This is a genomic window from Mesorhizobium jarvisii, assembly GCF_003601985.1.
Classification (GTDB): Bacteria; Pseudomonadota; Alphaproteobacteria; order Rhizobiales; family Rhizobiaceae; genus Mesorhizobium; species Mesorhizobium jarvisii.
In genome coordinates this window covers 527,066-540,546 of sequence record NZ_QZXA01000001.1, presented here as the reverse complement: position 1 = coordinate 540,546, position 13,481 = coordinate 527,066, and the positions used below count along the sequence as shown (strand labels likewise).

10 protein-coding genes are annotated in these 13,481 nt (G+C 63.9%); 4 read left to right on the top strand and 6 right to left on the bottom strand.

Translation table 11 applies throughout. The features are described from left to right. Positions 1 to 232: 232 nt before the first annotated feature. Positions 233 to 1,579 carry an NAD(P)/FAD-dependent oxidoreductase gene (locus D3242_RS02645; protein WP_064983383.1) on the top strand — a complete coding sequence of 449 codons (1,347 nt, stop codon included), beginning with the start codon at positions 233 to 235 and terminating at the stop codon, positions 1,577 to 1,579. Positions 1,580 to 1,798: 219 nt separating this feature from the next. Further along, a complete protein-coding gene (locus D3242_RS02635) occupies positions 1,799 to 3,238 on the top strand; it encodes an NAD(P)-dependent oxidoreductase (RefSeq protein ID WP_064983381.1) in 1,440 nt (479 codons plus the stop codon). Between the two features lie 70 nt (positions 3,239 to 3,308). Here D3242_RS02635 and D3242_RS02630 read toward each other — a convergent pair whose 3' ends face one another. From D3242_RS02630 to D3242_RS02605, 6 genes are all read right to left on the bottom strand, one after another. Then, positions 3,309 to 4,379 (bottom strand): alpha/beta hydrolase, encoded by a 1,071-nt coding sequence (locus tag D3242_RS02630; RefSeq protein WP_064983380.1) that lies wholly within the window; start codon positions 4,377 to 4,379, stop codon positions 3,309 to 3,311. Between the two features lie 404 nt (positions 4,380 to 4,783). Continuing rightward, on the bottom strand, positions 4,784 to 6,280 hold the full coding sequence (locus D3242_RS02625; protein WP_019856687.1) for an HAL/PAL/TAL family ammonia-lyase: 1,497 nt from the start codon (positions 6,278 to 6,280) through the stop codon (positions 4,784 to 4,786). 139 nt (positions 6,281 to 6,419) lie between these two features. Beyond that, the gene (locus D3242_RS02620; RefSeq protein WP_064983378.1) at positions 6,420 to 7,523 is read right to left on the bottom strand and encodes an alcohol dehydrogenase family protein; all 1,104 of its coding nucleotides are present in this window, start codon (positions 7,521 to 7,523) and stop codon (positions 6,420 to 6,422) included. Positions 7,524 to 7,531: 8 nt separating this feature from the next. Next, positions 7,532 to 8,911 (bottom strand): aspartate aminotransferase family protein, encoded by a 1,380-nt coding sequence (locus D3242_RS02615; RefSeq protein ID WP_064983376.1) that lies wholly within the window; start codon positions 8,909 to 8,911, stop codon positions 7,532 to 7,534. 31 nt (positions 8,912 to 8,942) lie between these two features. Next, on the bottom strand, positions 8,943 to 10,436 hold the full coding sequence (locus tag D3242_RS02610; protein WP_064983374.1) for an NAD-dependent succinate-semialdehyde dehydrogenase: 1,494 nt from the start codon (positions 10,434 to 10,436) through the stop codon (positions 8,943 to 8,945). A gap of 130 nt (positions 10,437 to 10,566) precedes the next feature. Continuing rightward, positions 10,567 to 11,058, bottom strand: a complete 492-nt coding sequence (locus tag D3242_RS02605; protein ID WP_064983372.1) for an Lrp/AsnC family transcriptional regulator — start codon at positions 11,056 to 11,058, stop codon at positions 10,567 to 10,569. Positions 11,059 to 11,141: 83 nt separating this feature from the next. On the opposite strand from D3242_RS02605, the gene ehuR reads away from it, so the two are divergent. Next, positions 11,142 to 12,527, top strand: a complete 1,386-nt coding sequence (ehuR, locus tag D3242_RS02600) for a MocR-like ectoine utilization transcription factor EhuR (protein ID WP_019856692.1) — start codon at positions 11,142 to 11,144, stop codon at positions 12,525 to 12,527. Positions 12,528 to 12,670: 143 nt separating this feature from the next. Then, positions 12,671 to 13,456 carry an ectoine/hydroxyectoine ABC transporter ATP-binding protein EhuA gene (gene ehuA / locus D3242_RS02595; protein ID WP_019856693.1) on the top strand — a complete coding sequence of 262 codons (786 nt, stop codon included), beginning with the start codon at positions 12,671 to 12,673 and terminating at the stop codon, positions 13,454 to 13,456. Positions 13,457 to 13,481 lie beyond the last annotated feature (25 nt).

Genomic DNA, 13,481 nt, shown 5'->3' with positions numbered 1-13,481 from the left:
ACTGTGCCTGACAGGCGGTGCCGCCATCGGTCGTCGCCGGGCGCTTGCGCCTGCCGCCAAAGTTCGTGTGAGGGTGTCGAGGCGACATTCGCTGGCATAAACAATTCATTGCATTGACGCGCAGATTCTCCAGCTCGACCCAGCCTTGACGGACTATCAGTTCTGTCACGCGTCGCCGACACGGAAGCAGCCAGGGCCGACGCCGCCGTGAAAAGCAAGAGGGCAGTCTTCCTTGACAAGTTTTCCCTTCACCGAAGCCTTGCCGATCCAGTTTCAAGCACCGTTGCCGAAGGCTTCGGAGGTTGTGGTCATCGGCGGCGGCGTCATCGGCGTGACCACGGCTTTGTTCCTGGGGCGGCGCAACATTTCGGTGACATTGCTGGAAAAGGGCCGAATCGCCGGCGAGCAGTCGTCGCGGAACTGGGGCTGGATCCGGCAGCAGGGCCGCGATGCCGATGAACTGCCTGTTGTCATCGAAGCGCAACGCCTCTGGCGTCAACTGGCCGAGGAATGCGGCGAGGACATCGGGCTGAGGCAGGCGGGCGTCACCTATCTCGCGCGAACCGACAAGGAGATGGCCGGCTTCGCCAAGTTCCTGAAGATCGCAGAGATACACGGCGTCGACACGCGTCTCCTCGACCAGGGTGAGACGGCCAGGCTGATCCCGGCCATGTCGCGCTCTTTCAAGGGCGCTATGACCACCCCATCCGACATGCGCGCCGAGCCCTGGGTCGCGGTTTCAGCGCTTGCCCGCCTGGCCGCCCGGGAGGGCGTCACCATCATCGAGAATTGTGCGGCGCGCATGCTCGACATATCGGCTGGACGCGTTAGCGGGGTCTGGACCGAGCAGGGCCGTATCGCCACCTCGAGCGCGGTCGTCGCGAGCGGTGCGTGGACGTCGCTCTTCCTGCGCGCCCACGGCGTCTCCATCCCGCAGCTCAGCGTCAGGGCGACCGTCGCCGCGACCGGACCCATGCCCGAAATCCATTCGGGCGCCGTGGCCGACGAACATATCGCATTCCGGCGCAGGCAGGATGGCGGCTACACGCTGGCATCGGGAGGCACCAGTCAGCTGTATGTCGGGCCTGACGCCTTTCGTCACGCGACCAAATTTGTTCCCGCCCTGATGGCGAATCCTTTTGGCACTTCCTACCTGCCGGCGGCGCCGCGAGGCTATCCGGACAGCTGGTCAACGCCACGCCGATGGAACGCGGACGAGGAAAGCCCGTTCGAACGGATACGCATCCTCAATCCCGCCCCCAAAGCCTCGGCATTGCGCGATATCGAGCGCGAATTCGCGGCACTTTTCACGCAGTTCAAGACGGTGCCGATCAAGGCGAGCTGGGCGGGCATGATCGATGCGATGCCGGATGTGGTGCCGGTCGTTGATCGTGCCGCCGAAATTCCGGGTCTCGTCATCGCCACCGGGATGAGCGGTCATGGCTTCGGCATCGGACCTGGCATGGGCCGCGTCGTGTCCGACCTCGTCCAGGGAAACGAGATCGGGCATGATCTTCACAGGTTCCGTCAATCGCGGTTCAGCGACGGCAGCCCGATCAAGCTAGGACCCAGTCTCTAGATAGGGCTGTCTGGCGTCGCGGGCCAAGAACGTCATCTATGCCTTCGGCCATGGCCATCAAGGCCTCATCGGCGGCGCCGTCACCGGCAAGATCGTGTCGCAACTCGCCGCCGGTTTGCCGCCGGCGATCGATCTGACGCCCTTCCGGGCGGATAGGTTCTGATTTCAGAGCGTGCTGCCGTACCGGCAGACCTTTCCGTTCTTGCATGGGGAAACGACGTGACCGCAAACACCAATACCCAGGCCGTAGAGCCGATCGATCCGCAGGGGATCTACACCGTGCTGATCTGTGATCTGGTCGGCCTGCGCTTCGGACCTGACGGCAAGCCTGATCCCAGCGAAGTGCGCGCCCATATCGAAGCCAAGGGCGGCCGCTTCCATTTGTCCGCGCTTGGCGACAAATCGGGCCTCGAGCGGGGCCGGGTGCATTTCTTCTACCAGCCGGATCTCAGCACCCGCGAGGAGCTGGTCGAGGCCGCCGGCGACGGACGCTACGACGCCGTCATCGCCGCAGCGACCTTCCTGCCCGCAGAGACCGTCTTTGCGCTGGCCGGTGTGCGGATCGGCGCCGGCACCGGCAATATGGGTTCGCGCTCCTGGGGTGGCGGCAGCGGCGAGGGCGGCAGCGCGGTGCTGATGAACACGCCCGGCATCAACAGCCGCGCCACCGCACAGATGGTGATGAAGGCGATCCTGAAAGTGCTGCCGGATCTACCTGTCGGCTTGCTTCACGACCGGGTGGCACGCGGCGATTTCACCACTGGCAGGGAGTTGCGTGATTTCCCGACCGAAAAGCTCGAAGGCAAGACGATCGCGATCATCGGCTACGGCAATATCGGCCGCGAGGTGGCCAAGCTCGCCCGTGCCTTCGGCATGCGCGTGGTGATCCATGCAAGGCCACGGCACCGCGACTGGGTAGAAGCCGAGGGCTTTGCCTTCGCGGCGGATCTTGCCGACGCGGCTGAAGGTGCAGATGTGCTCAGCGTCCATGTCGGCCTGGGCAAGCAGGACGCGCAGACGGGCCGCTACGCCAATGCCGGGCTCATTGGCGCTGAGGTACTGTCCCGCATGAACAAGGGTGCGGTGCTGGTCAACTACGATCGCGGCGAGCTCGTCGACGTCGCAGCGCTCGGCGAGGCGCTGGACGCAGGGCGGGTGCGCCACGCCGCCATCGATGCCGATCTGTTCAGGGATGACTCGACTGGACGTCTTTCCGGCCCGATGCTGCCTTATCTCGACCTCGTCGAAAGGCACGGCGAAAAACTTGAACTTCTGCCGCATGCGGCAGCCGATACGGACCATCCGTCGCGCGTTGCCGGCGCCAAACAGGCTGTCGACCAGCTGTTCGATGTCATCTGCCGCAAATCGGTGACCAATGCCAAAGGCACCGTGCCGCCGGGTTATCTCTCGCTTGGGGCGACAACGCCCCCAGGCATCGGACCGGTGACGGCGGATCATTTTTTGAAATTGACTGCCAGCGATTGCTCAGAACTGGCGGCCCTCTGCGATCGGCAAAGCCGGCTATGGAAGGCTCTGTTGGATGCGCCGCTCACCAAGCGTGGGGCGGTTGTCGGCGAACGAGGCGAAGAACTTGTCCGGCTGATCGACCGCTTCTGCCTTCTGGCCGAGAAACTCAACCTCAGAGGCCCTTATCAATAACATCGCGCTGCCGCCGCGGATTATCACGGCAGCAGGTCTGAACGAGACATTCCGCCGCAATCTTCAATATTCAACCCACAGCAGGCTCGATCCGATATCGGTGTGGAACGCCTGTCGCGGCCCGGTTGTGGATCTTGTCGGGCGCTTGACCTGCCAGTACTGCGACTTCATCGTCGCGCACCGGCGTGTAGAGCCGATAATATTGATGGCTATTCATGTTGAGCTCGGCCGGAACAACGTCGCTCACGTCCACCGCACTCACCTTGTCGCTGATGGTTGCCATGTTGTCAGGGCCTCCGGCGCCAAGCCGGGGGCCGTTGAATTCAATTCCAGCACTCAAGAAGGTCAGCACCCAGTCCTCGTGGGTGTAGTAGACGGTAACCCCACGCCCGAGGTCGGGCAGCGCCTTCAGTTTGTCCTGCCGGTCGAACGCGTCGGAATCCTCGTCGGCTGCGGCGAGAATGATCTGATTGAAGATGGTCGGAAGATGCGTCGCCGGTACGGCCGGTTGGGTCTCGCCGGGTTTTGTATCTTGCGGTTGCGCCAGCAATGCCTGAACGCCAAAACGCAGCACATAGTTTCCCATACTGTGACAGAGCAGGTGAACAGTCGGACGCGGCGCGGTCGAGGAAAGCCCGGCAAGCTCCGTCGCTAGCCTGCGGATAACCCGGGCAAAGGCCGGACCGCTCTGTCGTGATGTTGCCCGGTCATGCTGGTAGCCGATCAATGTGCCGGCAGAGGGCCAACTAAAGACGATGATCTCGGCATGTATTCCGTAGAAGCTGAGGATCGTCGCCGCGCGTTCGACGCTGTCGGAAAAGGTGTTGAAGAAGCCGTGCGCGAATAAGATGATCGTCTTTGCCGAAACGAACGCCGGATGAAGCGCGGAAAACATCTGGTCGCTTCCACGAATTTGAGCCTTGCCCTTCTCGACGAGTATCTTCTCGTCATACACACGCAGGGTGCCAGGCACGATCTTGCCCTGTTTGGGAGCTCCGGTGACTGTGACCTGGACCTCTCCGTAGCGAATATCGACGCCTTGAGCTTGGCTGAGATTGGGGCCGAAGCCGGTGATCCGCCCTTGGCTGTTCACGATGGGGTTCCGATTGCTGACGAAATGGACCTTGTAGGTGTTGGCCATGGGCTCCTCCCAGACAGGATCAGGGGCGTCAGGTCAGGCAAACGTTCGGCAATTCACTCCAGGGCGGCACATTCTTGTCTGCGAACCGCATACCCGGGTCTTGGCTCTCCTCGGATACTTTCGCAGTGCTTGCGCTAGCCAAGCGCAGGTTCCGTTATTTTACCTCATGGAAGAACGTATTTGTTATTTCTAATATGATCATGCCATATCGGCAAGCAATTTCGCGACATCTCTTCTTTAATGTCTTGATGCATTGCATGCGCCACTTGTGACGCCGAAGATGAGTTTTGCAACGACCGACCACACCGATAGCCCTGGTGGGCGGACCGCGCGCGTTGGTTGCTTGACGCCTAGGATTCGCGCCGGAAGATCGGGATACCGATCGTGGCGGACCGGCCGTCGGCTCAGTACCGGGGACCGGCCACCATCCGCGCCATCCGCGTCATGTCGGTGCTCATCTCGCGGTCGTCATCGAGCGGGCTGACGAGCGCGCGCACGGCGGCGAAGGTGCGCCGCGGCCCTTCGCCCATGCTGTCGACGACACCGCGCAACTCCACACCCGTCGCAGCGAAGATCAGCTCCATCGCCACGAGATAGCGCATGCGCTCGATGATCTCGGCGGTCTTGGCCACCACCCTGGGCGCCATCGACGACTGATCCTCGATGCCGTCGGAAACGGCGAGCGGGCTGAGTGACATCGGGTTGGCCAGGTGCCGGATTTCGGCTTCCAGCGCGGACAAGGGCTTCTGCAGTTCCGCATAGCCCTGACGACTGCCGCCTCTCGCCGATAGGAAACGCGGCAGTTCGGCTGTTGTCGGCGACATCAGCTTCATGCAGCGGTTGGCGGTGCCAACCGCGCAATGCGCGAGTGCCTGGCCGAGCTGTTCCCAGGCGAGCGTCATTGCCGTCAGGTCGAAATTGCCGTTGGAAATCACCCGTTCGCCGTCGGCCAGGATCACCGGGTTGTCGCCCGAATGGGTCAGTTCGATCTCGGTAGCCAGCCGCGCCTGTTCGAACGCATTGAGCAGGCCGCCCCAGACCTGTGGCACGCAGCGATAGCTGAGCGGATCCTGCAAGCGCCGTGCCGCCTTGTCCTTCCACAAGCCGCTTCCCGCCAGCTCCGCGCGCAACCGCGCGCCGATCTCGCGCTGGCCGAAGGCCGGCCGTGCGGCCAGCGCTTGCTCGTCGATCGCGGTGAGGGAGGAGCGAAACGCCTCGTAGTTGAGCGCCACGGCGGCCAGCGCCCAGTCGATGAGATGGGCGACGTCTTCGAGGCACAGGCACGCCGTTCCGGTCGACAGGCTGTTGGCGACGATGATGGCGTGGCCGTCCTTCTCGCGCAGGTCCAGCGGATCGAGCCCGGCCAAGGCAAGCGCCTCGGCGGAGGGCATGATCCTGCCCTGGAATTCCGCCTCGCCATCGCCGCGCAGCGACCTTGCCATATGGCCGAGATGGGCAAGGTCGGCCGCGCCGATCGAGCCCCAGGTCGGGATCACCGGATGGACGCCGGCGTTGAGCGCCGCGACAAGGCCCGTGACCACGCGTTCGGAGGTTCCGGTGCCGCCGGCGGCCATGCCCGAGATGCGCGCGGTCATCATCGCTCGCACCGCTTCGGTCGGCAAGGCCGGCCCGATGCCCATGCTGTGGCTGAGCGGCACGCTGTGCTGGAAGGCGATCAGGTCCGCCTGTGCGAGCGGCGTATCGACACAGGCGCCCAGGCCCGTGGTGACGCCGTACATCGGCTTGCCAAGCCCGGTCAGATGCTCGATCAGCGCGCGGCTCGCCCGGATGCGGCGCATCGCCTCTTCGCCCAGCATCAGCCGGGCGTTGCGGCGTGCGATCTCGGCGACGTCGGCCACGCCGAGCGGCCTGGCATCGAGCAATATCATTCGGCCTGTCATGTTTCGCCTGTATCCCGCGACCAGATGCCCGGACCAGTATGACTACGGGCGTCGCCGTTTGTGACGGCTCGCAGACACGACTGCAAGCCATTCCCATTGGGACAGCGGCAGAAGGTGGCTAGAGCGAGGGGCCAGGAAACTACGCCGGCCGTTCCGCCACGGCATCAGGTACCACCACCAGCTTGCCGACGAAATCCTTGGCGACGAAGTCGGCCTGTGCACGGTGAAAATCGGTGAGCCTGTAGACGCCGCCGACCAGTGGCCGGATCTTTTTCGCTTCGATGTAGCTGACGATCCGGCGGAAATCTGCGCGCGTGCCCTGGCTCGAGCCATGCAGCTGCAATTGCTTGAGATACATGGTCCTGAGATCGAGCTGCACGACCGGCCCGGCGATCGCGCCGGCCGTGGTGTAGCGGCCTTCGGGCCGCAGAATACGCAGCAAGTCGTTGAAGATCGCGCCGCCGACAAGATCGGCGACCACGTCGATCGGCCCGCCGCCGGTCACTTCAGCCACGGCCCGTGGCAAGTCAGCGACGCCACGGGTGATGACGGCCTCGGCGCCAATGTCGAGCACCGCCTGTTCTTTGCCCTTGCCGACGACGGCGTAGGGAATGGCGCCGCGCGCCCGCGCCAATTGCACGATGCCGGAGCCAACGCCGCCCGAGGCACCGGTGACCAGCACGCGCTCGCCGGCTTTTAAACCAGCGCGTTCCAGCATCTGTTCGCCGGTCAGGTAGGCGCAGCAGAAAGTGGCGAGTTCGACGTCGCTCATATCCGTGTGGACGACATGCGCATTCTCAGCAGGCACGGTCTGATACTCGGCGTAACCGCCGTCGCGGCCATGGCCCATATAGTCTATGTCGGCCAGTGAATCGTCGTCGCGGTTGTAGATGGAGAAATCGACCATCACCCGCTCACCGATGCGGTCCGGCGAAACGCCGTCGCCAACGGCAACGATGGTGCCAACCGTGTCGGTGCCCTGGATGCGCGGGAAAACAAGCGTGTTGCCCTGGCGCCGCCAGGTCGACACGGCGGCGGCATCCTCTTCGGTACCATAGGCACCCTGGCGCACCCAGACGTCGGTGTTGTTCATCCCGCAAGCGCCGACTTTCACCAGCACCTCACCCGGGATAGGCGCGGGCACCTTCACATCGGTGCGGTAGACGAGTTTTTCCGGTCCGCCATGCCCGGTGAGCAGCACGGCGGCCATGGTGGCGGGGACGGTTCCGGTCATGGCATTCATCGTCGATCTCAAAGATTGGCAAACACGCTTTTCACCGCGTCCGCCGTCTTCGAGACGACGATGTCGGCCTCCTCGCGGGTCAGGCAGAGCGGTGGCGCGAAGCCGAGAATGTCGCCCTGCGGCATGGCGCGGCCAATGACGCCGCTTGCGGCAAGCGCTGTCGCCACTTGCGGCCCGATCTTCTGCGAAGCGTCGAAGAACACCCGGTCGTCCTTGTCGGCGACGAACTCGACCGCCGCCAGCATGCCGTCGCCGCGCACCTCGCCGACATTTTTATGGCCGCCGACGGCCTTGGCGAGTTCCGCACGGAAATAGGCGCCGGTCTCGCGGGCATTCGTCACCAGATCCATCTCCTCGATCAGTTCGAGATTGGCGACACCGGCGGCAACGCAGATCGGATGCGCCGAATAGGTCCAGCCATGGCCGAGCGAACCGAGCTTGTCGGAACCGTCGACCAGCACCTGCCACATCTTGTCGGCGACGATGACGCCCGACAGCGGCGCATAGGCCGAGGTCAGGCCCTTGGCGATGGTGATCAAGTCCGGCTTGATGCCGTAATGATCGGAGCCGAACATGGTGCCCAGTCGGCCGAAGCCCGTCACCACCTCGTCGGCAACCAGCAGCACATCATACTTCCTCAGCACCGCCTGGATATTTTCCCAGTAACCGGCAGGCGGCGGCACGATGCCACCGGTGCCGAGAATCGGCTCGCCGATGAAGGCGGCGATGGTTTCGGGACCTTCGGCCAGGATCATCTCCTCGAGCTTGTCGGCGCAGTGCTGCGAGAACTGTTCCTCGCTCATCGAGCGGTCGGTGCGGCGGAAATAGTACGGCGCCTCGGTGTGCAGCACCGGCGCGCGCGGGAGGTCGAAGGCGTTATGGAACAGGTCGAGCCCGGTCAGCGATCCGGTCATCACGCCCGAGCCGTGATAGCCGCGCCAACGCGAGATGATCTTCTTCTTCTCCGGCCGGCCCAGCACATTGTTGTAGTACCAGATCAGCTTGATGTTGGTTTCGTTGGCGTCCGAGCCGGAGAGACCGAAATAGACCCTCGACATCCCCTTCGGCGCGCGGTCGATGATCATCTTGGCCAACGTGATCGAGGCCTCGGTGCCGTGTCCGACATAGGCATGATAGTAGGCGAGGTTCTTCGCCTGTGTGGCGATTGCATCGGCGATCTTCTGGCGGCCATAGCCGACATTGACGCAATAGAGGCCAGCGAAGGCGTCGATGCTCTTCCTGCCATTGTTATCCCAGACAGTGACGCCTTCACCACCGGCCATGATGCGGGTCGGGCTCTCACCGCGTGCGTGCGTGCCCATATGCGTCGAGGGATGGAAGAAGTGGTCGCGATCCCAGGCGTTGAGTTCGTTGGACTGGTCGAGCATTTTGGTCTCCTTGAGATGTGGCCGGGCGGACTTATGCGACGTCCAGGCAGAGATATTTGAGATCGGTGAACGCTTCGAGCCCGTGGCGCGAGCCCTCGCGGCCGATGCCGGACTGCTTGACACCGCCGAACGGGATCGGAGCGCCGGTGATCTTCACCCGGTTGATGGCGACCATGCCGTAGTCGAGCGCGCGGCCTATGCGTTGCTGGCGCGCGCCATTCTCGGTCACGACATAGGCGACCAGGCCATATTCCGTGGCATTGGCGCGCGCGATCACTTCATCCTCGCTGTCGAAAGGCGTCACCGCGGCGACCGGCCCAAAAGTCTCTTCGCGCATGATCAGCGCCGCGTCGGAAACGTCGGCCAGCAGCGTCGGCTGGTAGAACAGCGGCCCGGCCTGATGTCGCTTGCCGCCGGCAAGGCAACGCGCGCCATGGGCGAGCGCATCGGCGACCTGCTCCTCGACTTTCTGGACGGCGCGCTCATGCATCAGCGGCCCGATGTCGGTCTTGTCGTCAAGGCCATTGCCGGTCCGCAGCGCCTCGATCCGCTTGGCGAAGGCAGCGTAGAAGCGATCGTGGATCGGCCGCTGGACGTAGATGCGGTTGGCGGCGAGGCAATCCTGGCCCGATGTGGCGAATTTAGCGTCGATGGCGATGCTCACCGCCTTGTCGAGATCCGCATCGGCAAACACGATGAGCGGAGCGTGGCCGCCAAGCTCCATCACCAGCCGCTTCATCGTCGGCGCGCTCTGCGCGGCAATCAGCCTGCCGATCTCGGTCGAGCCCGTAAAACTCATGGCGCGGACGCGTGCGTCTTCGCACATCCGCCCGACGATCGTCGCGGCCTTGCCGGTGACGATGTTGAAGACGCCGGCCGGCAGTCCCGCGCGCTCGCCAAGCTCGGCCAGCGCCAGCGCCGACAGCGGCGTTTCCGAGGACGGATGCGCCACAATGGTGCACCCGGCGGCAAGGGCGGCGGCCGCCTTGCGGGTCAGCATGGCCGAGGGGAAATTCCACGGCGTGACGACGCCGACGACGCCGAGCGGCTCGCGCCGCACCATCATTTCCGCGTTCGCCAGATGGCTGGTGACGCTCTCGGCGTTGAGGCGCTTGGCTTCCTCCGCATACCACTCGACGAAAGTGGCGGCATAGTCGATTTCGCCGAGCGATTCCTGCAAGGGCTTGCCCTGTTCCAGGGTCATCAGCAATGCCAGGTCGTCTTTCGCGGCAATGATCAGCTCGAACCATTTTCGCAGGGTTCTTGACCGCTCCTGCGGCAGCAGCGACCGCCAGGCCGGAAAAGCGCGCGCGGCGGCATCGATTGCTTTTGTCGTTTGCCGTGCATCCAGCGCCGCGACGAAAGCGACCGTGCTTCCCGTCGCCGGATCCGTGACCTCAAAGCTTTCGGCGGGCTCGCTCGCCGTCCAGTGGCCGTCGACATAGGCGAGTTCGCGCAGCAGACGGCGGTCGGCGAGGCGGTCGAGCGCCTCATGGCGATGCGAGCGGGCGAAATGCGCGGACATGGTCGAAGCCTCCCGGTTCGGTCTGATCCTGGGAGACTATCGGTCGTGGGCAGACAGAGAGGCTGTTTGGGTGTCCTGAAGTAGAGAGATTCTCTCTATTGTGAAGCCTCTGCAGACGATTTCTCCGGTACTACGGCAACACCGGCAGCAACTCGGTGATGGGAAGTGCGATCTCTTCCTTCACCGTCTTGGTGACGATGTAGGTGAAGTAGCGGTCGATGCCGATCTCGCGGTCGAGCAAGCCGTCGACAAGCCGCTGATAGGCGTCGATGTCGCGAGCCATCACCTTCAGCACATAGTCGACGCCGCCGCCCACCGACCAGCAGGCGACGATTTCGGGGATATCGCGGATGACGCGCTCGAAGCGGTCGAAATCGGCCTGGCGGTGGCTGGCCAACGTCACTTCCATCAGCACGGTGGCCACCGGCGCCACGACGCGCATGGCGATCCTTGCGTGATAGCCCGAGACGATGCCGGCCTTTTCCAGCTTGCGCAGCCGCATCCAGCACGGCGTCGGCGACAGCCCCACCTGCTCGGCCAGCGCCAGCTTGGTGATGCGCCCGTCGCGCTGGATGGCGTCGAGGATTTTGAGGTCGATCGCGTCGAGTTTCGCAGCAGTCATCAGCGCCCACTTTTTCGTCCACTGTACCATGATGGCGCATTATTTCGATTGTCAATTGCACTGATTTCGATCTCTAATAAGTCATGACATTGTGGCAACCCGATCCCGCGCTCATAAGGCGGCCAGCCTATCAATCGCTTGCCGACCAGTTCGCGCGCGCCATCCATGACGGACGTCTTGCCAATGGCGCGCGGCTGCCGACACATCGACGGCTGGCCGACGATCTCAAGCTGTCGGTGCAGACGGTCAGCCGCGCCTATGAGGAATTGATCCGGCGCGGCCTGATTTCCGGCGAGATCGGCCGCGGCAGCTTCGTCCAGACGCAGCGTCGCGAGCCGGAGCCGCCCTATCTGCCTGAGCGTCTCGGCGAGGTCATCGACCTCTCCATCCTGAAGCCGGTCTGCGAGCCGATGCATCTGGAGCGATTGAAGCAGGCGCTGGGTTGGCTCGCCGAAAACCTGCCGTCGAGTTCGGCGCTGTCCTTCCGGCCCAACATGGTGTTTCCGCGCCATCGTGCGGTGGCGGTCGAATGGCTGAAACTGTGCGGGCTCGACATTTCCGCCCAGAACATCAGCCTGACCAATGGCGCCACCGCCGGCATGACGGTGGCGCTGATGAGCGTGGCGCCGCCGGGATCGACCGTCGCCACCGAGGCGATCGGCCACCACACGCTGGTGCCGCTGGCGCGCTATCTCGGTTTCAACCTCGAAGGCCTGCCGATCGACGATAGCGGCCTGATCCCGGAGGCGCTGGACGAGGCCTGCCGTCTTTCCGACATCCGCGCGGTGTTCGTGCAGCCTTCGGTGATCAACCCGACGGCGACGCTGATGGATGCGCGGCGGCGTGAAGAAATCGCCGCGGTCGCGCGCAAGCATGACATCGCCATCATCGAGAATGACGTGCTGGGGCCGTTGGTCGAGGACCGGCCGCCGCCGGTCGCCGCTTACGCGCCGGAGCGCACGCTCTACGTCACCTCTTTCACCAAGATCACCGTGCCCGGCCTGCGCATCGGCTATCTCGCCGCGCCTGACCGTTATGTCGCCGCCGTCGCCAACCGGCATCTGGTGTCGAACTGGATGGCGACGCCGCTGGTGGCCGAGATCGCCACCAAATGGGTGACCGACGGCACGGCGATGGAACTGGTGCGCTGGCAGCGCGCCGCGTTACGGCGGCGCCAGGATATCGCCGCCGAGGTGCTTGCCGGGATCGACTATCGCGCCCGGCGCGACGGGCTGCATATCTGGCTGCAGCTGCCCGACGACCGTGCCGAAGAGGGCTTTGTCGCCCAGGCCCGGCTGCAGGGCGTGGCGATCGCGCCGGGAACATCCTTCCGCATTTCCGACGCGCCCTGGCATCCGGCGGTGCGCATCTCGCTGGGCTCGACCACCGAAGGGGAACTGCGCGCCGGCCTCGGCGTTGTCACCAAGCTCTTGCTTGGCGATCCGGAGCATCTGCTGTTGGCAATCTAGCGAGTGCGCCGCTCTTCGGCACCGATTGCTCAACAATTGTGCGGAATGGGAAATATTGTCATGATATTATTTTCCCAATTGACATGATTTGGCGCGTTCCGCATCGTTAAGGGCACAGGCTTCTCCAGCACGGGGAAATTCATTTGTCCGCACCCATCATCAAGGTCGATGCCATTTCGAAGAGCTTCGGTGCCTTCAAGGTGCTGGACGGCTTGTCGATGCAGGTCATGCCGCGCGAGAAGCTGGCGCTGATCGGTCCGTCCGGCTCTGGCAAGACGACGATCCTGCGCATCCTGATGACGCTGGAGCGCATCGATGGCGGCCACATCCAGATCGAGGGCGAGCAGCTCTACCACATGGAGCGCAACGGCCAGCTGCTGCCGGCCGACGAGCGGCATCTGGCGCGGATGCGCCAGAAGATCGGCATGGTGTTCCAGCTGTTCAACCTGTTTCCGCACAAGAGCGTCATCGACAATGTGACGCTGGCGCCGATGCTGACCAAGGGAACGCCCCGCGCCGCCGCCGAAAAGCGGGCGATGGAACTGCTCGACATGGTCGGCATGGCCGACAAGGCCAAGGCGATGCCGGCGCAACTGTCGGGCGGCCAGAAGCAGCGCGTGGCGATCGCCCGGGCGCTCGCTCTGCAGCCGAAGATCATGCTGTTCGACGAGGTGACGTCGGCGCTCGACCCGGAACTGGTAGAGGAGGTGCTCAACGTTCTGTGGCGGCTCTGCGCCGAGACCGACATGACCATGCTGCTGGTCACCCACGAGATGGGGTTTGCCCATGACTTCGCCGACCGGGTGCTGTTCTTCGATCGCGGCAAGATCGTCGAGGAAGGCAAACCCGACGAGATTTTCCGCCATCCCAAACAGGAGCGCACGCAAGGCTTCCTGAAGAAGATCATCGCGGCCGGACATCGCGTCTGACCGTCATGCCCGAGGCGACAACGCC

Coding starts and splice junctions, on each gene's coding strand:
- D3242_RS02630 (WP_064983380.1), bottom strand. CDS start 4,379: ATGGCCAACACCTACAAGGTCCATTTCGTCAGCAATCGGAACCCCATC.
- D3242_RS02625 (WP_019856687.1), bottom strand. CDS start 6,280: ATGACAGGCCGAATGATATTGCTCGATGCCAGGCCGCTCGGCGTGGCC.
- D3242_RS02620 (WP_064983378.1), bottom strand. CDS start 7,523: ATGAATGCCATGACCGGAACCGTCCCCGCCACCATGGCCGCCGTGCTG.
- D3242_RS02615 (WP_064983376.1), bottom strand. CDS start 8,911: ATGCTCGACCAGTCCAACGAACTCAACGCCTGGGATCGCGACCACTTC.
- D3242_RS02610 (WP_064983374.1), bottom strand. CDS start 10,436: ATGTCCGCGCATTTCGCCCGCTCGCATCGCCATGAGGCGCTCGACCGC.
- D3242_RS02605 (WP_064983372.1), bottom strand. CDS start 11,058: ATGACTGCTGCGAAACTCGACGCGATCGACCTCAAAATCCTCGACGCC.
- ehuR (WP_019856692.1), top strand. CDS start 11,142: ATGACATTGTGGCAACCCGATCCCGCGCTCATAAGGCGGCCAGCCTAT.